The organism is Paenisporosarcina sp. P4_D4 (assembly GCF_056401835.1).
The window spans coordinates 21,644-41,964 of the sequence record NZ_JBFUIO010000018.1; the positions used below are offsets into that span (position 1 = coordinate 21,644).

General features: G+C 39.7%; 22 protein-coding genes. 10 read left to right on the forward strand and 12 right to left on the reverse strand.

Translation table 11 applies throughout. The annotated features are described in order from the left end of the window. Positions 1 to 486: 486 nt before the first annotated feature. Positions 487 to 1,716, reverse strand: coding sequence for an alanyl-tRNA editing protein (locus AC1DSL_RS06930; protein ID WP_477531678.1), 1,230 nt, complete (start codon positions 1,714 to 1,716; stop codon positions 487 to 489). A 69-nt stretch (positions 1,717 to 1,785) separates the two neighbouring features. On the opposite strand from AC1DSL_RS06930, the gene AC1DSL_RS06935 reads away from it, so the two are divergent. Further along, a complete protein-coding gene (locus tag AC1DSL_RS06935; RefSeq protein WP_477531679.1) occupies positions 1,786 to 2,061 on the forward strand; it encodes a hypothetical protein in 276 nt (91 codons plus the stop codon). 34 nt (positions 2,062 to 2,095) lie between these two features. Here the strand turns inward: AC1DSL_RS06935 and cax are convergent, their stop codons facing one another. Next, the gene (gene cax, locus AC1DSL_RS06940; RefSeq protein ID WP_016428510.1) at positions 2,096 to 3,154 is read right to left on the reverse strand and encodes a calcium/proton exchanger; all 1,059 of its coding nucleotides are present in this window, start codon (positions 3,152 to 3,154) and stop codon (positions 2,096 to 2,098) included. Between the two features lie 303 nt (positions 3,155 to 3,457). Next, positions 3,458 to 4,177 (reverse strand): 3-ketoacyl-ACP reductase, encoded by a 720-nt coding sequence (locus tag AC1DSL_RS06945; RefSeq protein ID WP_477531680.1) that lies wholly within the window; start codon positions 4,175 to 4,177, stop codon positions 3,458 to 3,460. Between the two features lie 275 nt (positions 4,178 to 4,452). Between AC1DSL_RS06945 and AC1DSL_RS06950 the strand changes: the two genes are divergently transcribed. Continuing rightward, on the forward strand, positions 4,453 to 5,625 hold the full coding sequence (locus AC1DSL_RS06950) for a M20 metallopeptidase family protein (protein ID WP_477531681.1): 1,173 nt from the start codon (positions 4,453 to 4,455) through the stop codon (positions 5,623 to 5,625). A 175-nt stretch (positions 5,626 to 5,800) separates the two neighbouring features. Here AC1DSL_RS06950 and AC1DSL_RS06955 read toward each other — a convergent pair whose 3' ends face one another. From AC1DSL_RS06955 to AC1DSL_RS06965, 3 genes are all read right to left on the reverse strand, one after another. Beyond that, complete coding sequence (locus tag AC1DSL_RS06955) at positions 5,801 to 6,631, reverse strand: squalene/phytoene synthase family protein (RefSeq protein ID WP_016428513.1); 831 nt, start codon at positions 6,629 to 6,631, stop codon at positions 5,801 to 5,803. A 244-nt stretch (positions 6,632 to 6,875) separates the two neighbouring features. Beyond that, a complete protein-coding gene (locus AC1DSL_RS06960; RefSeq protein WP_477531682.1) occupies positions 6,876 to 7,418 on the reverse strand; it encodes a flavodoxin family protein in 543 nt (180 codons plus the stop codon). A gap of 363 nt (positions 7,419 to 7,781) precedes the next feature. Next, a complete protein-coding gene (locus tag AC1DSL_RS06965) occupies positions 7,782 to 8,072 on the reverse strand; it encodes a hypothetical protein (RefSeq protein WP_477531683.1) in 291 nt (96 codons plus the stop codon). A 134-nt stretch (positions 8,073 to 8,206) separates the two neighbouring features. Here AC1DSL_RS06965 and AC1DSL_RS06970 point away from each other — a divergent pair, with 134 nt between their 5' ends. From AC1DSL_RS06970 to AC1DSL_RS06985, 4 genes are all read left to right on the forward strand, one after another. Further along, on the forward strand, positions 8,207 to 8,554 hold the full coding sequence (locus AC1DSL_RS06970; RefSeq protein WP_016428516.1) for an ASCH domain-containing protein: 348 nt from the start codon (positions 8,207 to 8,209) through the stop codon (positions 8,552 to 8,554). Between the two features lie 3 nt (positions 8,555 to 8,557). Beyond that, entirely contained in the window at positions 8,558 to 8,998 is a 441-nt protein-coding gene (locus tag AC1DSL_RS06975; protein WP_477531684.1) for a DUF2269 family protein, read from the forward strand. Positions 8,999 to 9,143: 145 nt separating this feature from the next. After that, positions 9,144 to 9,404 (forward strand): hypothetical protein, encoded by a 261-nt coding sequence (locus AC1DSL_RS06980; RefSeq protein WP_477531685.1) that lies wholly within the window; start codon positions 9,144 to 9,146, stop codon positions 9,402 to 9,404. A gap of 242 nt (positions 9,405 to 9,646) precedes the next feature. Beyond that, complete coding sequence (locus AC1DSL_RS06985; protein WP_477531686.1) at positions 9,647 to 11,026, forward strand: Glu/Leu/Phe/Val family dehydrogenase; 1,380 nt, start codon at positions 9,647 to 9,649, stop codon at positions 11,024 to 11,026. 52 nt (positions 11,027 to 11,078) lie between these two features. Here the strand turns inward: AC1DSL_RS06985 and AC1DSL_RS06990 are convergent, their stop codons facing one another. Both AC1DSL_RS06990 and AC1DSL_RS06995 read right to left on the reverse strand, forming a co-directional pair. After that, positions 11,079 to 11,345: a hypothetical protein gene (locus AC1DSL_RS06990; RefSeq protein WP_016428520.1), complete on the reverse strand. Its 267-nt coding sequence runs from the start codon at positions 11,343 to 11,345 to the stop codon at positions 11,079 to 11,081. 50 nt (positions 11,346 to 11,395) lie between these two features. Continuing rightward, positions 11,396 to 11,806: a hypothetical protein gene (locus AC1DSL_RS06995; RefSeq protein WP_477531687.1), complete on the reverse strand. Its 411-nt coding sequence runs from the start codon at positions 11,804 to 11,806 to the stop codon at positions 11,396 to 11,398. Between the two features lie 581 nt (positions 11,807 to 12,387). Here AC1DSL_RS06995 and desA point away from each other — a divergent pair. From desA to AC1DSL_RS07010, 3 genes are all read left to right on the forward strand, one after another. Continuing rightward, positions 12,388 to 13,440, forward strand: a complete 1,053-nt coding sequence (desA, locus tag AC1DSL_RS07000) for a Delta(5) desaturase DesA (protein WP_477531688.1) — start codon at positions 12,388 to 12,390, stop codon at positions 13,438 to 13,440. 89 nt (positions 13,441 to 13,529) lie between these two features. Then, positions 13,530 to 14,666: a sensor histidine kinase gene (locus AC1DSL_RS07005; protein WP_477531689.1), complete on the forward strand. Its 1,137-nt coding sequence runs from the start codon at positions 13,530 to 13,532 to the stop codon at positions 14,664 to 14,666. Further along, positions 14,663 to 15,265, forward strand: a complete 603-nt coding sequence (locus AC1DSL_RS07010; protein ID WP_477531690.1) for a response regulator — start codon at positions 14,663 to 14,665, stop codon at positions 15,263 to 15,265. Before AC1DSL_RS07005 ends, AC1DSL_RS07010 begins: the two co-directional genes overlap by 4 nt. Positions 15,266 to 15,313: 48 nt before the next feature. On the opposite strand, the gene AC1DSL_RS07015 is transcribed toward AC1DSL_RS07010, so the two are convergent. Together AC1DSL_RS07015 and AC1DSL_RS07020 are read right to left on the reverse strand one after the other, a co-directional pair. Continuing rightward, positions 15,314 to 15,883, reverse strand: a complete 570-nt coding sequence (locus tag AC1DSL_RS07015; protein ID WP_477531691.1) for an MEDS domain-containing protein — start codon at positions 15,881 to 15,883, stop codon at positions 15,314 to 15,316. Between the two features lie 121 nt (positions 15,884 to 16,004). Continuing rightward, positions 16,005 to 16,781, reverse strand: coding sequence for a GNAT family N-acetyltransferase (locus AC1DSL_RS07020; protein WP_477531692.1), 777 nt, complete (start codon positions 16,779 to 16,781; stop codon positions 16,005 to 16,007). Positions 16,782 to 16,870: 89 nt separating this feature from the next. On the opposite strand from AC1DSL_RS07020, the gene AC1DSL_RS07025 reads away from it, so the two are divergent. After that, entirely contained in the window at positions 16,871 to 17,164 is a 294-nt protein-coding gene (locus tag AC1DSL_RS07025; protein ID WP_477531697.1) for a hypothetical protein, read from the forward strand. A gap of 718 nt (positions 17,165 to 17,882) precedes the next feature. Here AC1DSL_RS07025 and fumC read toward each other — a convergent pair. Then, positions 17,883 to 19,265, reverse strand: coding sequence for a class II fumarate hydratase (gene fumC, locus AC1DSL_RS07030; protein WP_477531693.1), 1,383 nt, complete (start codon positions 19,263 to 19,265; stop codon positions 17,883 to 17,885). Positions 19,266 to 19,647: 382 nt separating this feature from the next. Further along, a partial coding sequence (locus AC1DSL_RS07035; protein WP_477531694.1) for a pentapeptide repeat-containing protein occupies positions 19,648 to 20,321 on the reverse strand: 674 nt, incomplete at its 5' end.

The following is a 20,321-nucleotide window of genomic DNA, read 5'->3' on the forward strand; positions in this document are numbered from 1 at the left end:
CCCACCTTTCTTTTTAGCCTTATGTAAAAAAAGTATAGCATCTACCGAACGCACATTCTACTTTTCAATGACTAGTCTCATTGTTTGCCTTGCATTAATCGTCTCATTAAACAAGTTAACTCGACACAGAGATGGTAGTTACATAGTTGTAAAGATTTATCGCTCAGATTGGACCATTTATCGATCAAACTGGAGATTTATCACTCAAAATCTAGTTTTATCGCTCAAACTAACACATTTATCAATCAAACACGTCTCATCAGCAAGTCAACTTGGAGAAACACATACAAAAGAAGCCAGGTACCTTATATGTCACGGGAAATTCACTGCCCCTCTCCACATGTCGGCACCTGGCACTAACCAGCAAGCTTAATTTTACCAGTTCCAATTCAACTGGAATGGATTCTTCAACTTCTTCACCTTTTAAGTGAGCAATAGCTGTTTCAAGTGGTGTCACTCCTATTAGATCCGGTTTTTGAGCAACACTTATATGAGGTATTGATGAATTTGCGACAAGTATTCTTGTCCAGTAAGCTCGGTCGTCCCTCCACCTTGAGCAAAGCTTTCTGAGCCGCCACCCTTACCGTTGATAATCGGCAAAATCTGTGCAGACAATTGCTTCATATTTGTATCGTTCTCAAGTCCGCGGGCAAGAACGACCTGTAGCAAACCTTCATTTTCCGCAATAAAGATGACCCGAAAGGCAGGTACTTCAACTACAAGAAGACGAGCCAGTTTTTGCAAATCCTGAATTGGGCGTTGTTTAAAAATACGTTCAATGGAATCGTTGCTGACATTATCCGCAAGTAACTCCTTCACTTCATAGCTCAGTAATTGCTCACGAGATTCATCGATCAGTTTCTCATTCCTCTTCCCATTCTCGAGTAGTACTTTTACTGTCTGTGACAACCCTTCTTGAGATGCGCTCAACAGGTGTGTCACTTCTTGCAAAGTCTTTTGTTTACGGTGAAGTTGATTCAGCACTCTTCCTCCACAAACAAAATGCACTCGTACATTTCCTTTTTGCATTTCCTTATCAAGAATCTTTAGCGAACCGATTTGAGCAGTGGATGATGGATGCGTTCCTCCGCAACCGTTGTAATCGAAATCTGCAATAATCACCAAACGAATGTCCTCTTCAACTGTTACTTGCTTTCGAAGTGGGTAATCTGACAATTCGTCTTTTGTGACCCACTTCGTTTCGATTGGCCGGTTATCTAATATGATTTGATTTGCACGTTTCTCCACTTCCAGCAATTGCTCGTCTGATACATTCTTCACATCCAAATCAATCGTAACCAGTTCTTTCCCTAAATGAAAACTGGTCGTTTGTATGCCAAACAATTCAACAAAGGCAGCTGTCAATATATGTTGTCCCGTATGCTGTTGCATGAAATCAAATCGACGGTTCCAATCAATTTCAAATTCAACCGCGTCCCCCACTTCGAGCAATGGTTCTGATATGTAATGTCGGATTTCACCGTCAACTTCCTCCACATCAATGACTTCAACTTCATTTATGGCACCTGTGTCGTGGGGCTGTCCTCCACCAGTTGGATAAAAGAGTGTTTCTTCTAACGTGACGTACCATCTATCGGATTCGTCTTTCATCTGACTCACTACAATTGATTTTCCTTTTTGGCAGTAAGCATCTTGGTAAAATAATTTATGTTTCATTTTAAATATTCTCCTTTTATGTTGCAGATTTTGATGCATATGACTTATCACCTTGAAAAATGGGTATATAAAATAATGTACCATCAATTAGCATAGAGGAGCCATGGAATGAAAACAGATATATACCAATCTGAACCTGGACATAAAACTGATTTTCCACTTCCTTTATCTCATGCGAATAGTTTAAATAGGTATCAAAGGATTATTGCAGCTAGTTTTTTTGATTCTACAATGAGGATGGGGAAAAATGCAAAACGAACATCCTATCTGGAAGTGGATATTCTTCAATCCATTAACCGCAATACGGGTCAGCAATTCAAATCGATTTGTGAAATTAATACCCATGTGGAAATGATGGTACAAAAAAAGCTTTTGACTGATTAAAGTCAAAAGCTTTTTTCGTTCGGTTATTTGGATATTATAATAAATAAAAACCAATGCCCATAATAAGATAAGCGGCAAGCAATGTGAGTCCTTCAAACCAATTAGACTCCCCGTCGTTGGAAACGCTGATCGTTAAGAGAACTGCCGTAGCCATGGCAACGAGCTCCGGCATGGTAAAAACTAGCGGCATTGCTGTAGGCATAAATAAAGAAATAATGACGAGCACAGGAGCTACGAACATAGCAATTTGCAACGTAGAACCAATGGCAATTTCCACGGCAACGTCCATTTTGTTTTTCAGGGCCATTAAGATAGCAGATGAGTGCTCAGCTGCATTCCCAACAATCGCAACGATGATTACCCCAATGAATAGTTCGGACCATCCAAATTGCTCTCCTACCGCTTCAAAAGTATGAACTAGATTTTCAGACACATAAGCAACAGCCAGTGTCGATAGCAGCAAGATGGTCAAAGCTTTTTTCTTCGACCATTCAGGTTCTTCATGTTCTTCAGTTGTTCCATCACCCTCAGTGTGTGCATATACACCTCGATGTGTGACCAATTTGAAAACCAGTCCAGCTAAATACAGAACGATCATGATAATTGAAATCCCGACGCTTAACTGCAACGTTTTCGATTCATTCATGGACATAGAAAAAATTTCCGGAATAACGAACGCCACAATAACTGCGAAAACGAGTAATCCAGAATTATGACGGGCATCATGGATGCTAAATTTCTGGCGTTTAAATTTCAGTCCACCCATGAAGAAGGAAAGTCCTCCAACTAACAATAAGTTCCCGAGTACCGAACCAGTCAAAGACGCCAATACGACGCCAATTAAACCAGCTTGTAGGGCAAAGATAGAAATAATCAACTCTACCGCATTCCCAAACGTGGCATTCAGTAACCCACCAATTCGAGGCCCACTGACCACTGCCAAACTTTCAGTCGCTCGTCCCATAAAGCTAGATATCGCGATAACAGTCACCGAACAAATAATAAACATGGCAATACTCGACCAATGTAATAATGATGCCACAAATGTTAATGGTACCCCGACCAGTACAAGAATAGTAAAAATCCGATTCATACATTCACTCTCCAATAAAAGAAATTCTAAATTATATGATATTCCTTTATCCATACCCAATCAACAGGAGATTCTACACGTTTTGAAAAAATTTAATGGGCGGGCAACTTTGGGCTAAAGTGATTTCATAGATTAAATCTGAATCAAAAATGATTTCTCAGATTCTGTAATAAAAGGATACCCATATTTCACTTTTCCAACTATCATCATCAAATTGTGGTCTCAGTTATAAACGTTAATTGCAATAAAAAATGCCAGACGGATGGCGAAATTCGCCCATCCCCTGACATCATTTTAGAGATTCTATGGATTGGTTGACCACAGTCCCGCCTCTTTTATAAAGATTCGCTTGTTTAATTTTAATTGGGCAACGATAAATTCTGCAATATCTTCTGGTTGCATCACTTTATCCGGATTGCCATCAGTCAATTCATTGTCGATTGCTAAATCTGTAGCTACTGTACTTGGCGTCAACGCGGTGACACGGATATTGTGCTTACGTACTTCCATTGCGAGTGATTCAGTGATCCCAAGAACCCCAAACTTCGAAGCGCTATATGCACTTGTAATCGGTGCGCCTTTTTGCCCTGCAGAAGAGGAAATATTGATAATGTCTCCCGCTTGTTGCTCAATCATTCCCGGCAAAACAGCACGAGTCACATAATAAACACCCATCAAATTTACTTGAATGATCTTTTCCCATTCAGCAATTTCAAGCTCCATAAATTTACCGAATTTCGCAATGCCTGCATTATTAATCAATATATCGACTGTACCCAGTTGATTCGTCAATGACTCAATTGCACGTGTCACTTCGTCATTTGAAGAAACGTCAGCGGTTGCGAGAACTGCTTTCACACCTGTTCCTTCCACTTCTTTTACTACTTGTAGTAAATGTTCTTCAGATCGAGCAAGGAGTCCAACATTCACTCCCTCTTTAGCTAAAGCAACGGCAATGGCACGGCCAATGCCGCGGCCTGCACCTGTAATAATGGCGTTCTTACCTTGTAGAGATGTAGCCAATATGATTTCCTCCTATTCATCGTGTGTATAAAAATCCACTTCCCATATGAGAAGTAATTTGTCTTCTAGACAAGCAATGTACGTGTGGTGAAATCGCGAAAGCTACTGTCCTGACTTTCAACGCACTAAACTATTTTAACCAATCGATTGGTGAGTTAAAAGCAAACTGTCTCGTCCGTAGATCACCTTTTCACTTGATTGCATAAACATTCAAAATTAACTGGCGATTTGTTACAATAATTTATAATCTAGATTACACGCTTGGAGGAATGACAATGGAAAAACTATTGCTACATAAATTGGAACAATCCTTTGATGAAATGGTCGCTGTTCGTCGACATTTACATATGCATCCCGAACTGTCCCACCAGGAAGTAGAGACTCCAGCATTCATCGCTGCTCAGTTAGAATCAATGGGAGTGGAAGTGAAACGCGGAGTAGGAGGACGAGGTGTCGTCGGTACAATCAGAGGCGGTAAGCCAGGAAAGACCATTGCCTTCCGAGCGGACTTTGATGCATTGCCCATTCAAGATATGAAAGAAGTTCCTTATAAATCGACCGTACCCGGAGTGATGCATGCATGCGGACATGATGGGCACACTTCAGCTTTGCTTGGATTTGCGAAAGCAATGATGGAAGTGAAAGAGGAATTGCCAGGCAATATCGTGCTCATCCATCAATTCGGAGAAGAATTATCCCCGGGCGGAGCGCGAGCCATGATTGAAGACGGTTGTCTTGAAGGGGTTGACCTCGTTTACGGTGCCCACTTGCAAAGCAAAATGGAAAGCGGTTATGTATATGTACGGAATGGTTTTCTTCAAGCCTCTGAAGATACGATTAAAATAGTGGTACGCGGATTCGGAACACATGGAGCTGAACCGCATAACGGCGTCGATCCCATATTGGCAGCGAGCCATATCATGGTGGCCTTGCAAACCATCGTCAGTCGAAATACAGATCCTTTAAAGGAACTAGTCGTTTCGATAGGGAAATTTCATGCCGGCGATGCCGACAATGTCATTCCAAGTGAAGCGGTCCTCGAAGGGACCATTCGGGTATTCGATCCGGAGCTGCGCAAATTGGCCAGCCGTCGAGTGCGCGAAATCGCTGAAAATGTGGCAATGGGCCTTGGCGCAAAAGCAATTGTCACCATTGAAAATGGCTACGACGCATTATGGAACCATGCCGAAGCGATGGATACAGTCCGACAGGCAGGTTATGAACTTTACGGAGCAGATGCAGTCATTGAAACAATGCCAGTCATGCCTGTAGAAGATTTCAGTTACTACACACAAGTTGTGCCGGGAGCCTATTTCTTTGTGGGTGCAAAATTACAAGTCGAATCGTGCGTATTTCCCCACCACCATGAACAGTTTGATTTTGACGAAAAAGCCATGTTGATGACTGCCAAGCTATTCGCTGCCATCTATTTAAAAGCACAACAATAAATACGAGCGGTATCTAGCCAACTCCTTGGCCAGGCACCGCTCGTTTTTCTATTCTAAACAACTTTGTCTTACTCAGCTCGGTATATCAGCACAAGCGAGATAACTAAACAAAGTGCCAGATTCCAATAGGTACAAGGGACATTAAAATCTTCCCACCATTGGTTTCTGGCACTTTTCACTTGATGTAATGTTGGCTTTCTAGTTCAGTAACAATCGATTCGACTTCTTTTCGAGAAATTTTTTCTCGGCCGATTTTCATCGCTTTTAACGTACTGTTCGCCAAAGCCAGCGGCACTTTACAAAACATCGTAATGCCACGATTGTTAATATCTTTCACATAATCGCTTCCCATTGCCAAGTTTTGCTTTGCATATAAAAATAAATCCTCACGCTCCCACCCATCAGGTAAGAAACGTACTCCACGTTCCCAGTCTTCATCTTGATTACGCAGAATGTTTACAGCTTGCAACCCTCGTCCAAAAGCAATTGCTTTTTCCCGGTCGGTTTCTGTATTATCATGCCATTTCCACAAATCGGACAGCATGCATCCCACAAGTCCTGCTACATAATACGTGTAATCATCAAGATCTTCTTTGGTTTTGATACGCCAGTCCTTGTCCACCCATTTGGCCATACCTTCCGCCATAACAGCAGTCGACTCTTTTACCTTTTCCACCACATCTGGCGGACACAATAAAATCCAGTCACCGAGGCGTTGCGTCACAATAGGAAGCAAGTTTTGATAAGGACGTATAAGTGCTCGGTATTTTTCAGGGTCAAATGTTGTTTTCATAATTTCGCTGATCGACGTTAGTAATTGACGTTTGGTTTCGGCCTTCATGGATGGATGATCTTCGATTTCATCAATCGCTCGCATACATAAATACGCAGACGCCACCGTTTTTCTTAACGTAGGTTCCAAAAAGTTAATGGGAATGAAAAATGTACGACTTGTTTGTTTTAACACATCCATCGCTTCCCGTTGCAGTAAGACTGCCTCACTCATACTCGATTCCTCCCGTTCCGATCCTTATGTATTTCTATGTTATGACCATTTCAAAAGGTTTTAATCCTCTTATCATACAATAAAAATTAGGTTTCGTACGCAACGAAGATAGAAAATTCAAGAAACTAGTAATAAAGACCGATAGCCAACCTAAAAAGTGCCATATATCTTTTGGCTTAATAGGACATTTAAAATCCCAGTAATCCATTGATACACAGCACTCTCTCTTTGTATACATTCCGTATTATTTTTTTAATTTCCGATTGAGCTCTGTGGCCGCGGAGATTGCACGAAAATCTTCTGAAATATCACCGGGACGACTTGCTTTTCCGAGAACATACCCTTCGAAAGACATTCCCATAAACTGAAATATATAATTGAATTGTTGAATTAGAGGAAGGCCTTTTACGTGAGGGGTGTCGCCACCTACAGCAATGACATAAGCTTTTTTCGTACCAAGCTGATTTTTAAAACCCGGGAACTTCTCATCCCGCATAGTATGAGACCATCTATCAATAAAGTTTTTCATGGTCCCAGTCATACTGTACCAATAAATCGGTGTCGCAAATATGAAGGTATCATGTTTCATCATCCGCTCCACTAACCCGTTGTAATCATCATTCACATCTGAAAAGCCACTTTCCGAATGGCGGCGGTCGTCAATTGGTTCAATTTTATAATCTCGCAAATAAATTTGTTCAACTTCAATTCCGTCGATTGCAAATTTGGTTAAATGCTCTGTATTTCCATTCTGTCGGGTACTCCCGTATATCACAGCAATGCTCATAACGGTCTATTCTCCTTTATGTTGATTAAATTATGAAGGCAATTAATAGTGTATGCCACAATCCTTGTAAAAATAACGAAACAAGCTCTGTTAACTGTTACGTTGATTTTTCACAAAAGCTATATTAAATCTTGCTGGTTATATTTGCAAAACAGCTGCCTTTCCGCTGGAGTCTCCGCTGTTTTGACATAGCCTTTACAAAAAGAAGTCATTCCGACGAAGCAGCTCAGCGTTGCAAAGCTCTTTCAAGTTTCGAAGCTAGCGCAGCGATGCCGAAACAGAAACAGATAAGTTCTTCTTTATCCACTTGTGGATAACCCCTCATTATCCTAATCTATACACAAAGTGTGGACAGCTACCCTTTTATCCGTGCATAACTTTCCCTCGCTCGCCTTTTTTACGTTTTTCATAGGAAACTGAATAGGTATCTTTGCGGAATGGCAGGATTTCATCCCCAGAACATTCGATGCCTGTGGGTAAAACAGTCGGATCAAAAATTAAGGAATCATAGCCTTCTTTCGCTTTTGAATGGACGCACAATACTCCTGCATCAATTCTAGACCGTTCAACACCCACTAAACTATGAATGTCTACTTCAGGCAATTGATTCACCGCGCGTATGGCCAACACTGTTTCATTTGTGTTTTCAATCATATCGAAACCTCCTTAATTACTGTAACTCGTAGTCCAAACTCCTTTTAACGTGTACACTGAGAAAAGGGTTACTTACTGGACAAGATACCCAATAAAGAATTTAAACCAAATTATGAAAAAAGGCGGAATCTAAAATGACAAATCCTGAGCAAACGAATTTACCACCAAAAACATGTTCAATCGAACGTCTAATTACGATGGAATCTGATATTGAAAAAGTACTGCAAGGTGTAAAAACAGCAACACGTCGTAACGGTCGTTATGCCGATATTGGTGAGATTATGGAATTAAACGGACAGTCCTTCATCATCAACAATGTGTACATCCAAGCACTTGGTGACTTAAACGAAGAACACGCACGTCAAGAAGGTTTTCAATCGGTCGAAGACTACAAACAATCGATTTTGTCATACCACCCTGGCATGCCTTGGTTACCTACAATGACTGTATGGGTTCATGAATTTTCCCCGGTAAAAGCTTAACCTATGAATGATTTTTCCATTTACATCGTCTTCATCCATGTTTTAAGTGCAGTTTTGTCAGTAGGTCCCTTGTTTGTGTTGTTTGTTGTTCTACGGAAAATGCAAGAAAGTGATCGCCAGCTTGATCAATCACTCATCTCCATTTTTCGTTCAGTTGTTCGACTCATAAAGCATGCCGGGCATGTCCTCGTCGGCTCCGGAGTTTTACTCATTATCATTGGACCTTGGCCATGGTATACGTCATGGATTGTAATGACAATTGCACTTATGGTGGTTTCCATTTTCTTTCTTGCCCGTGCATTTTCAAGCACTCTCAAGAAATTTGATGACGTTGAAGCTGATCGTTTTTCTTTAATTTCCAAACTTCGGAAAGCAACATGGATTTATATTATATTATTGGTACTTATGCTTGCTTTAATGGTTATAAAGCCAACATTGTGGTGAATTGAAACGATGCAGGATGAACTTTCATCCTACATCGTTTTTTTCGTTCTTTTATATGCTTCCTTATTAATGAATAATTTGGGCAATTATTGCCATAGTAAGACGGATGGATATATTTATTGGTTAAAAATAAGGAGGACTTTCTATGGAAGACCATACACAAATGAGCTGGAAAGAAGATACAATCATTGGGCAATTACACAATTCCGTAGACAATGCTGCGATGGCGGTAGGACAAGCTTTAACGAACCCGTCTGAGCAATTTATCCACCAAGCCCACGAAATGATTGAGCGTGCTGATYGAGCGGTCGAAAATGCGCTGAAAAACCAAGGGCAAACAGATCCGGTTAGTTTACTTCAGGATCAGTTAAGCGTACAAAAAGAAAAATTGAATCGACTTCACTAGACGAAAGAGAAATTCTTTATTTTTATCTATTTATGAATGCTGTCAGAGTGTCTTTGCGGTTAGCGTAAATATAAGATAAACAACAAACCAAATTTTTAATTTAAGTATGCCCGCAAACTGGATGCTCATGCTTTAATCAATTAAAGAGACCCATCAGTTCGCTGATGGGTCTTCACCGTTTTATACAAACTTCATAAGGGTATCAATAGAAGTAGACGAATAAATTCGGAGGTGCTTCACAAATGGAAGAACAAACAAGAACGATTGTTCAGCAATCATTGAATGCATTATTGGAAAATGAATCATTTCTGCCTGAATTAAAAGGAGACATGCGCAAAACGGCGTTCACTTCTCTCAGCGCAATCCTTTCAACACCGAACCAGATACATAAATCATTTTTACGTATTCCCTTGGAAGCAGGGGAAGTAATCCGCATTCCTTCCTATCGCGTCCATCATAATGATGCACTGGGACCTTATAAGGGTGGGATTCGTTTTCATGAGTCCGTCAATGAAGAAGAAGTCGTGAATCTAGCGTTTTTAATGACATTAAAAAACTCCCTACATAATGTTCCTTTTGGAGGAGGAAAAGGCGGAATCATTATTGATCCCAAAGCATTTTCTGAACAGGAATTGCAACGCATTTGCATTAAGTATGTACGCTATTTCAATAACGTCTTAGGTCCAGACAAAGACATTCCAGCACCGGATGTAGGCTCAGGCGAACGTGAAATGGACTGGATGATGGCTGAATACAAAAAAATCAATCCTGGCCAACCCTACCTCGGTAGTTTCACAGGAAAAAGTGTAATCAACGGAGGCTCTTTAGGTCGCCGTGAAGCAACCGGTAAAGGCGTCTACTTCACTTTCCGTTATTTACTGAACGACTATGTAAAAACAAACGAAGAAACATTAACTGCATCTTCCAATCCCTTTGCCAAGACAGCAGTGGAGTATGTGGATCGACCTTTGAGTGTAGCTGTTCAAGGATTCGGTAACGTAGGATCGGTATCCGCCTTGGAAGCCTTCCGATGTGAGCATATCCAGAACAAAGTCGTTGCGGTAAGCGATCGGAATGTAACTCTATTCAATGCAGATGGGTTGGATATACCTGCACTCGTGAACTTTTCCGCAAACAATCACGGGGATTTACCAACAACTCCAGAACAGTTGAAAGAAATAAATGTAAGTGCTGAAATTCAATCACGCGAAGATATTTTAACCATGAACGTTGATGTGTTGTTCCTGGCAGCTTTGGAAAATCAGTTGACAGATCAAAATATGACAGAAATTAAAGCCCGTATTATTGTCGAAGGCGCAAACGCTCCCACCACTAAAGAAGCAGATGATTATTTAAGCGCAAAAGGAGTCGTTATCATTCCTGACATTTTAGCAAATGCAGGTGGTGTAATTGTTTCTTACCTGGAATGGCTTCAAGGTCGCGAAACCCAGTTCTATACAGAAGAGCAAGTCCACTCCCAGTTACTCGAAAAAATGAAGAACACGTTGGATATTATTCTTCCGCAATATTTTGGCGATCCCTTCCCGCTTCGTCAAAACTGTTATATTCACTCGGTAACGCGATTATCGACTGTCTTATACAAACAAGGGAAACTATATTAAAAACCAAAAAGTCGCGGGTAGAGTCTTCTCACCATGCGACTTTTTGATTTAATTAAATAATAGTAACTTTTTCTTTTTGAAGCTCTAATAGCACCGGATCTTCTGTTTTCGTAAAATCCAATTTCAGCTTTTCTAATTCAAGGCGCATTTTTTCCGTTTCCGCGATAAAATTTTCACCCTTCAACTTTTCAAGTTCCAACTCATCTTTTAGCATTTTAGCTCTCAACTTCTGATTTCCTCGTAGATGTCCCAAAATAATAGCTGTGAGCGGAATTGAAAATACCATGACGACTGCAATCAATCCTATTAAATTCTCCATGAATTCACCTCAATTTTATTAGTAGTGTATTTCTAATATAGTCATTTGCTTTATGTGTTATACGAGCTTAAGGTAGACTTGGTTTCAATTGGAATAGAAATTCCACTTTCAGCTTCTGCATCTTCAGGACACTCAAATTGCTTCAGGTAAGCAACCTTACCGTTTTTCATAATGATATACGAATAAATCATCGCTTCTTTTATAACCAACCCATCATCACTTTTCCAAATACCTCGATGTTTTAAAACCAATTTTTCTTCTTTTACATAACTATTTAAGGTTTTTAATGTCATTCCCGTTCGAATAATGCTTTTCACCAAAGATTGCAACCCAAAATTCGACTCTTTATCATCCACAACTTCAACGTGTTCATCAGTTAACTTTAGCAATCCATCAATATTACGTTCATTCCAATATTGCTGCCATTTCGCAGCAACAATAAGTGTGAGCTGATTTTTCATAAAGATAAATCTCCCATTTGTATGATTTGAGACATTAAAGGTTCTAACTTTATAGTTTACACAACTTTTGAATTACATAGGTTATAGATTTCGACAATAATTCCAGAAAACCTGCTTCTTATGTCACATAATAACACCGTTTTCAATTATTTTTCTATTGAACAGCAGTTTAAACCATTAAATTGAAACTCCACCTAACGAGAAAATCCAAAATACGCAAGGCACATTGAGCTCACGGAAGTGTAATTCCAAAATGCTCTCTATGTTTCCTGACGCTTTTAGATCATTCCAGTTTGCACAAAATACTTTCGCTGCTTTTATGAAGAGTGCTAGGCTGCCAAAAATAAGTATCTTTAAAGGCTAGATTTTCATACAAGGGTTATAATTTAATCAATTTTTTCTTCTAGTCTGAGAAAAATAGTAAGTAATAAAAACAACTCTTCTAATCATCCTGACCTATATGATAGATGTCATGCCTTCCACTTGACGTTTATGTCTTTTATTATCTGCTCCTAATCCCTATTCTTAAGGTAACAAGTTTTTAACGAAAAATTAAAATACATTTTTTCCAGGAGGACGCTATGAGTAAGGAAAAAACAATGCAGTTGCGTAAGCAAGTGGCGCCATTTGAAAAGTCTGATACGTCAGCGAGTATCATGCAAATTATTAATACGATTCCCCCGTTTTTCATTTTATGGTACTTAGCATATTTGAGCTTAGATGTTTCAATTTTTTTAACAATCGCTTTGGCAGTGATTGCATCAGGCTTTATCGTTCGAATCTTTATCATTTTTCATGACTGTACACATGGTTCATTCTTCAAGAGCAAGAAAGCCAATTCTATCTTGGGAACCATTACAGGTATTTTGACTTTGTTTGCTTATGAAAAATGGAAACGCGATCACTCGATTCACCATGCAACAAGCAGTAACTTGGATAAACGCGGAACTGGCGATGTTTGGGTTATGACGGTTGATGAATATATCGAAGCAACACCTGGTCGTCGTTTTGCTTATCGTCTATATCGCAATCCAATAGTAATGTTCGGTTTAGGACCGTTCTTCTTATACTTGGTATCAAATCGTTTCAATCGTAAAGATGCACGCAAGAAAGAGCGCAACAACACATACTTCATCAACGTTGCAATCGTTGCCTTGTATGCTTTTATGATTTGGTTAGTAGGCATCCAAGCGTTCGCAATTATTCAAGGAACGATCTTGATTGTTGCCGGTTCTTTTGGAATCTGGTTGTTCTACGTACAGCATCAATTTGAAGATTCTTATTTCGAAGATGAAGAACAATGGGATTATGTAAAAGCTGCAGTTGATGGCAGTTCGTTCTACAAATTACCTAAAGTGCTTCAATGGTTAACAGGAAACATCGGTTACCACCATGTGCATCATTTAAGCCCACGAGTACCTAACTATTTGTTGGAGCAAGCACATGAATCGACACCACCTCTTCATAAAGCAACGACCATTACATTGAAAACAAGTTTACAATCGATTCACTTCCGCCTATATGACGAAACGAAAAAAACGTTTGTAAGCTTCAATGAAATTAAACATTTACTGAACGACACGAAAACTTCTTTGCAAATGCAAACAAAACGTTCAAGCATTCAAGAGAAATAGTAAGATGAAAAACCATTCCGCATAGGGAATGGTTTTTCTGTCTGTTATAATTAACTCAAGACAAAAGCACCTAATTTATGGAGGCACTTATGCAAAGTTGGTATCAGATTTTCCCTAAAAACCCTTATGTCAGTATTTACATATGGATTATTTTTTGTATTTTGCCGTTATTTTATATATTCAAATCGTACTCACCATCAGAAAGTTTCCTTGGACTGCTGTTAGTTTTAGGGTTCTTTTTAACATATCGCCGATCGTTCATGTCAAAAGGATGGCGTATGTATGTGTGGATTGCTTTTCAAATTGCCATCAGCATAACGTTGATTATATTATTTGGTTATCTTTATTTTTCATTGTTCCTGGCATTTTTTATAGGTAACATTCGCAACAAAGCTGGATTCATCACGATGTACGTCGTTCACCTTGTAACCACGATGGTGTCTGTCAGCATTGGGTTCTTCACACAGTACGACCTACTTGTATCTCAATTTCCGTTCATTCTAATCGGCGTCATCGGTGTGATTTTATTGCCTTTCAATTCGTACAATCGCAATAAACAAGAAAAACTCGAAGGCCAACTGGAGGATGCCAACAAACGCATTTCGCAATTGCTTGTCATGCAGGAACGCCAACGAATTGCACGTGATTTACACGATACATTGGGTCAAAAGCTTTCTTTAATCGGACTGAAAAGCGATTTAGCCAGTAAAGTAATCGAAAAAGACCCCGTTCGGGCTAAAAACGAGCTTCATGATATCAATCACACTGCTCGTATAGCGTTAAAAGAAGTACGAGAACTAGTTTCAAATATGCGATCAGGCAAGCTGGTGGATGAACTTTTACGTGTCCAGCAAATCTTGAAAGCTGCAGAAATCGACTTTCGAGTTAAAGGGAATTCAGTGCTAAAAGATACTCCATTACTCGTTGAAAATGTTTTAAGTATGTGTTTAAAAGAAGCGGTAACCAATGTTGTCAAACACAGTCAGGCCACGTTTTGTCACGTGTTAATTAAACAATCACAGACTGAATTGTTTCTTCAAGTACAAGATAATGGCATTGGGCTTGAAGGAGATAAACAATTTACAGATGGCAATGGCTTGCGTGGAATGAAAGAACGTCTAGAATTTGTCAACGGAATCATTGAGATATTAAGCATCGAAGGGACGACCCTTAATATCCGGATCCCACACGTCATCTTACAATCAATTGAGGAGGAAAATTCATGATTCGTATTGTCATTGCTGAAGATCAACGCATGTTACTAGGAGCTCTTGGTTCATTACTCGATTTGGAGGATGATATGGAGGTTGTCGGTAAAGCGCATAATGGGGAAGAAGTATTGTCTTTAGTCCACCAATTGAATCCCGACGTATGCATTATGGATATTGAAATGCCTTCGAAAACTGGTTTGGACGCTGCTGAAGAACTGAAAGATCACGATTGTAAAGTAATCATTCTTACAACATTTGCCCGATCAGGTTATTTTGAAAGAGCTCGAAAAGCAAATGTCATGGGATATCTCTTGAAAGACAGCCCGAGTGAAGATTTGGCCAACTCTATTCGCAGTATCATGGAAGGACGCCGCGTATACGCACCGGAGCTCATCGACCTTGCGTATAGTGGCGACGAAAACCCTTTAACGGATCGGGAACATCAAGTACTCGAATTGATAGCTGACGGTAAAAACACAAAAGAGATTGCGAGTCAGCTATACATTACAACCGGTACGGTCAGAAACTATATTTCCGTAATCTTAGACAAACTGGACGTAACCAATCGAATTGAGGCCATTTCACGTTTTAAAGAAAAAGGCTGGTTTAAGTAAAAACTCTACAAATTAAAAACACGCTTAGTGGCAATTCCTAAGCGTGTTTTATTTCTTATTCGATGCCTGGTATTGTTCCGAGATGATGAAATCATCTTCCATTAGAACATAAGGATGTGTTTCCATCAAAATCTTTTTTATATAGTCTGGCATTCTCTTTCCTTCGTACGCACAGATTAATGGAAACGACAGCTGATTTACAGCTTCGTCTACTATTTTCTCAAAATCTTCTATGAGATGTAGGGGCTCTTCCATAGTTGCCCACTCCACATGCGCCCACGAACGGAATGAGATATTATTGTCCACGTAGGGCTGTACTGTTTTATTAAAGTAATCCGTGATTGCAGGAGGATGATAACTGCCACTAGAAAAATAAAAATCGAAGCTGTTTACAAAGTGTATGAACTCCATTTGTTCTTTCGTTAACTGTCTGCTCAGCTCTTTGTGAATAATAGGGTAAAGACGGGCATTTTCAATAATAATTATGTAATCTCCTGCCGCAATACCATCTAGTATAAAATTCATAATCTGTTTATGGTAATTATCCATTCCATTGTATGAATACAGTACATGCACATTCCTTTGGTCCTCAAACAACTGATTCATTTTACTTTTCATGTAATCATTCCTTCTCTACTGTATCTCCTTAATTATACTAGAATTATGTAAATGGTGTATATCAAGAATTTCCAGTTTCATTAACGAGGACCATTCGTCTAGGTATGTTAGATTGATTTAATCAGTGTACATTATTTCGGTCTTTATCTCCTGCAATCTTCAGGTACTGAACGTGCCATTCCTCAGTCACCGTGCTTATACTTACACCAATGAACCCTTCGTTTAAAAGTCGTTGCTGAGTGGCGGTGTCTGACATCGGAATCAGCCTCTCTTCAGAGGACTTAACATCGTTTTGCTCATCTTTGAACGTTTTCATAAACACATATCGAAGTTTGCCACCATATTTTTGGCTCAAGGCCACAATGTGAAGACCCAGTACAAATTTATCCTTTAGGCTAGGAATGTTAAACGGCGCAACTGTTGAACAAACATAATCGTACCGAAAGCGATCGATGGTGCCCATTACAATCTTCCCCATTTGAAGCTGAAGACCTTTTCCGCGATAGTCTGGGTGAACGATGGATAGTTCCAAATAAATGACTCGACTTAATGCCCCCAATGATAGACCCGCATCTAACCCTAAGTGATCTCCATCAATGAATGGCATCAGCAACGCGCGGAATGCAACCAGTTTTTGTCCTTCAAACAACCCAACTATTAACCCGTTACCGTTCAAAATAAATTCAAATTCAGATCGAGATAATGGTTGTAGCGTATCTGTAGAAGCCATATGTTTTTTTGCAAGTTGCTGTAGCTCCAACATGTTTGGCAAGTCATGATGCTCCAAGACTTTAGGTGAGAATACCATTGAATCTATTATGATTGGTTCCATTAGTTGATCACCGCTTTCTTTTGAGTTGAACTCTTTAAAATTCATGCCTGAATTAGCTATATTCATTGTTTACGTGCTTGCCCCAATACCGCATGGTACGATGTAGACACAATTAATAAGATTAGTATTATCTTTCTTAAAGGAGATTTGAAATGATGGACCAAAAAACAATGACCGACTACATCATCCAAAAATATCAAGAAGACGAACATGTGATGATTCAACTATTTGTGCAATGGTGTCAAAACTATGATATTGACCCTTTATCTTTATATCAAAAAGCATACCCTACCCAAGGTGCCAATGAAACTTTGAAATCAATCATCGAAAACAACGAGCCAATAGATTTAGACATTGATTCAGGCACACTTATTGAGATTCTTCAAATGTTCGGGAACGATGATCTCGCATTTATGGTGTCTGAAGAGGCTAATAAGCTTAAAAAGTGAAAGAGATGCAAGAAATCACCTGATATTTCACTAGTCCAACTAACCTCCCTCTTTTTCCAACTAAAGCTCTTTATTTTCAAACTAAACCTTATCTCGACATATTTCCACGACGAAAAAAAAATCTTATTTTTTGCACTCTATCGAAAAAGATTGTGGTCGGCTATTTCTTTCGCTTTCCGCGGACGAAACGCTAGCCTCCTCGACTCAGCTGTCTATGACAGCTGAGCCTGTGGGGTCTAGCTTGTTTCGYTTTTCCGCAGGAGTCTTCAGAAATAGCCAACCACCTTCCAACTTAAATATTTTGCAGAGACACGCTTACAGAAGCAATTTCTTTTGATTGGAGTGGAGGCGGCGGAAAACAACTGCTCCTGCGGTTACTCGTCGCAAAGATTAGGACCAAATTGCCTTTGGTCCCAATCTTTTCAGCGGGAACAGCACGAGCTGAAGACCCCGCAGGAACGTAGTGACGAGGAGGCTGAAGCCGTGCCCGCGAAACGCGTCCGCCGCAATGGAAATCAACATTTTCACGCATAGGCTCTTTTTCAATAGTATACAGTTACATCCACTCATTTTTTTGTTTGTCTACAGTCTGAAAAGACTGTCCCCCTTCGGGCTCAGTCTTTTTTGTGTTTCTTATCGATTAAATGACTCAAACATTGAAGCGAATCCTAGACCAAGAACTACTCCTAATTCGCTGATGTACGGGATTCTATCTTACTTATCGAATCATTTTCGAAGGGTCTACAATTCGATCGAACTCTTCTTCCGTCAGTAGTCCACTTTGAAGCGCGGCTTCTTTCAGCGTACTGCCAGATTCATGTGCCTGCTTGGCAATTTTCGCTGCATTTTCATAGCCAATATGCGGATTAAGAGCAGTGACCAACATCAACGAATTGCTAACATGATGGGAAAGCTGTTCCACATTTGGATGAATGCCAACTACGCAATGGTCATGGAAGCTTCTCACACTGTCACTAAGCAATCTCACGGATTGCATAAAGTTATAGAAAATGACGGGTTTAAAAACATTCAACTCAAAGTTACCTTGGCTTGCTGCGAAACCAATTGTCGCATCATTACCCATTACTTGTGTAGTAACCATCGTTAGCGCTTCACTTTGTGTCGGGTTCACTTTACCAGGCATAATCGAACTTCCCGGTTCGTTAGCAGGAATGGTAATTTCACCGATTCCGCTACGAGGTCCACTTGCTAACCAGCGAACGTCATTCGCAATCTTCATTAAATCTGCAGCCAGTGCCTTAAGTGCGCCATGCGCATACACAAGTTGATCATGACTGGTCAAGGCGTGGAATTTATTCGCTGACGACACAAAATTCAAACCAGTCTCCCCGCTCACTTCAGTCGCCACACGTTCACCGAATTCCGCATGTGCATTGATGCCAGTTCCGACGGCTGTCCCTCCTATGGCAAGCTCACCCACATGAACAATGCTTTCACGAATCATCTCTTCGCTTTTAACGACCATGTGTTTCCACCCACTGATTTCCTGACCTAAGGTTAATGGTGTGGCATCTTGCAAATGCGTTCTGCCGATTTTAATAATATCTTTAAATTCATTTTCTTGTTTTTCGAAGGTTTGTTTTAAACGAGCTAGTTCTGGTAATAACATGGTCTGCAGTACTTCCACTGCCGCAATATGCATAGCTGTCGGGAAGGTGTCATTCGAGCTTTGCGATTTGTTCACATCATCATTTGGATGGAGTATTTCTTCACTCCCGGTTTCTTTCAACAACTGATTCCCTCGATGGGCAATCACTTCATTCACATTCATATTCGATTGTGTACCGCTCCCAGTCTGCCAAACGACTAATGGAAAATGTTCATCCCACTTACCTTCCCGTATCTCTGAAGCTGCACGAGAAATCGCTTGCATCTTCCCTTCACTCAAGGTGCCTAAATCAAAATTCACTTTTGCAGCTGCTTTCTTCAATACGGCAAATGCATGAATTAATTCAATGGGCATCAATTCGGTGCCAATCGCAAAATTCTCTTTGCTGCGTTGCGTCTGTGCACCCCACATTTTATCAACGGGTACTTGAATTTCCCCAATGGAATCATGCTCTATTCGAAATTTGGTCATGTTGAATACTCCTCCTTTGAGTAAGTTTAAAGAAAAAGGATTTAAAAATTCAAATATTTCAACTTAAAGCATTCGCATATTCTCTACAATACATACGCTTTTCTTAACATGAATAATAGTTTGTCACACGAAATGAACATTAAGTTCAGGAGATGATGTGTGTTGGAACCACAACCCATCTTATCTTTATTAAATAATCTAATGGAGCAAAATTAGCAGATGCAATACTAACTCTCATTCATGATGCAATTAAAAAGACATCCAATTTAATTGTCTAATTGGATGTCTTTTTTCGTTGGGATCAATCTATTGAAGCAAGTTCAGGAATTGTCTTGTCCGTTCTTCTTTTGGATTTGAGAACATGTCTATTGGTTTGCTACGCCTAGTCAGTCCAATGAGATGGGCGTTTCAAGTATGAAGGTAAAATTGTTTCTTTGTCACCTTTAGCAGAGTTAATTTGCATTTGCGTTAGAAACATACTTGTTGAAAGATTCGCACCACTTAAATCTGCATCCCGTAAATCAGCACCAATGAAATCGACACCTCTTAAATCCGTATTTTGCATATCTGCTGCAATTAAATATGCTCCCCTCAAATCAGTCGCTCTTAAATCTTTTCCTTTTAACTTTTTCCCAATCCAATCGATTCCTCTAAAGTCATGTTTTCGCGTATTCTTAGCACCGAAAAACTTTAATATTAATTCATTTCTAATATACTTACTAGATTCTAAAAGTAATTCATTTACAGGCAGTCGATAAGTATTTATATCTAATAATAATAATGCATCAGCATCAAGCCGCGTTAAACTCTCTAATTGAACTAATTGTAAATTCAATTTAACTGTTAACGGATGTGAAACCTTGTAGGATAATGATTCTGCAATATACGCAATCATTTCGTACAGTTGCTCCATAATTGGAAATACACGAAACATTTTCTCGCCAACTTCAGGATTTTCTCGCCAGTCTATTCCATTGAAAGTATCTTGAGAAACCTTTTGTCCAGCTCCTAAGCAATCGAATACTGTACACCCCTTAAATCCATTTTCTCTAAGAC

Coding starts and splice junctions, on each gene's coding strand:
- AC1DSL_RS06990 (WP_016428520.1), bottom strand. CDS start 11,345: ATGGAGAATTTAATAGGATTGATTGCAGTCGTCATGGTATTTTCAATT.
- AC1DSL_RS07010 (WP_477531690.1), top strand. CDS start 14,663: ATGATTCGTATTGTCATTGCTGAAGATCAACGCATGTTACTAGGAGCT.
- AC1DSL_RS07025 (WP_477531697.1), top strand. CDS start 16,871: ATGGACCAAAAAACAATGACCGACTACATCATCCAAAAATATCAAGAA.
- AC1DSL_RS06960 (WP_477531682.1), bottom strand. CDS start 7,418: ATGAGCATTGCTGTGATATACGGGAGTACCCGACAGAATGGAAATACA.
- AC1DSL_RS06975 (WP_477531684.1), top strand. CDS start 8,558: ATGAATGATTTTTCCATTTACATCGTCTTCATCCATGTTTTAAGTGCA.
- cax (WP_016428510.1), bottom strand. CDS start 3,154: ATGAATCGGATTTTTACTATTCTTGTACTGGTCGGGGTACCATTAACA.
- AC1DSL_RS07020 (WP_477531692.1), bottom strand. CDS start 16,781: ATGAATATAGCTAATTCAGGCATGAATTTTAAAGAGTTCAACTCAAAA.
- AC1DSL_RS06985 (WP_477531686.1), top strand. CDS start 9,647: ATGGAAGAACAAACAAGAACGATTGTTCAGCAATCATTGAATGCATTA.
- desA (WP_477531688.1), top strand. CDS start 12,388: ATGAGTAAGGAAAAAACAATGCAGTTGCGTAAGCAAGTGGCGCCATTT.
- AC1DSL_RS06995 (WP_477531687.1), bottom strand. CDS start 11,806: ATGAAAAATCAGCTCACACTTATTGTTGCTGCGAAATGGCAGCAATAT.
- AC1DSL_RS06965 (WP_477531683.1), bottom strand. CDS start 8,072: ATGATTGAAAACACAAATGAAACAGTGTTGGCCATACGCGCGGTGAAT.
- fumC (WP_477531693.1), bottom strand. CDS start 19,265: ATGACCAAATTTCGAATAGAGCATGATTCCATTGGGGAAATTCAAGTA.
- AC1DSL_RS07015 (WP_477531691.1), bottom strand. CDS start 15,883: ATGAAAAGTAAAATGAATCAGTTGTTTGAGGACCAAAGGAATGTGCAT.
- AC1DSL_RS06970 (WP_016428516.1), top strand. CDS start 8,207: ATGACAAATCCTGAGCAAACGAATTTACCACCAAAAACATGTTCAATC.
- AC1DSL_RS06955 (WP_016428513.1), bottom strand. CDS start 6,631: ATGAGTGAGGCAGTCTTACTGCAACGGGAAGCGATGGATGTGTTAAAA.
- AC1DSL_RS06950 (WP_477531681.1), top strand. CDS start 4,453: ATGGAAAAACTATTGCTACATAAATTGGAACAATCCTTTGATGAAATG.
- AC1DSL_RS06930 (WP_477531678.1), bottom strand. CDS start 1,716: ATGCATCAAAATCTGCAACATAAAAGGAGAATATTTAAAATGAAACAT.
- AC1DSL_RS07005 (WP_477531689.1), top strand. CDS start 13,530: ATGCAAAGTTGGTATCAGATTTTCCCTAAAAACCCTTATGTCAGTATT.
- AC1DSL_RS06935 (WP_477531679.1), top strand. CDS start 1,786: ATGAAAACAGATATATACCAATCTGAACCTGGACATAAAACTGATTTT.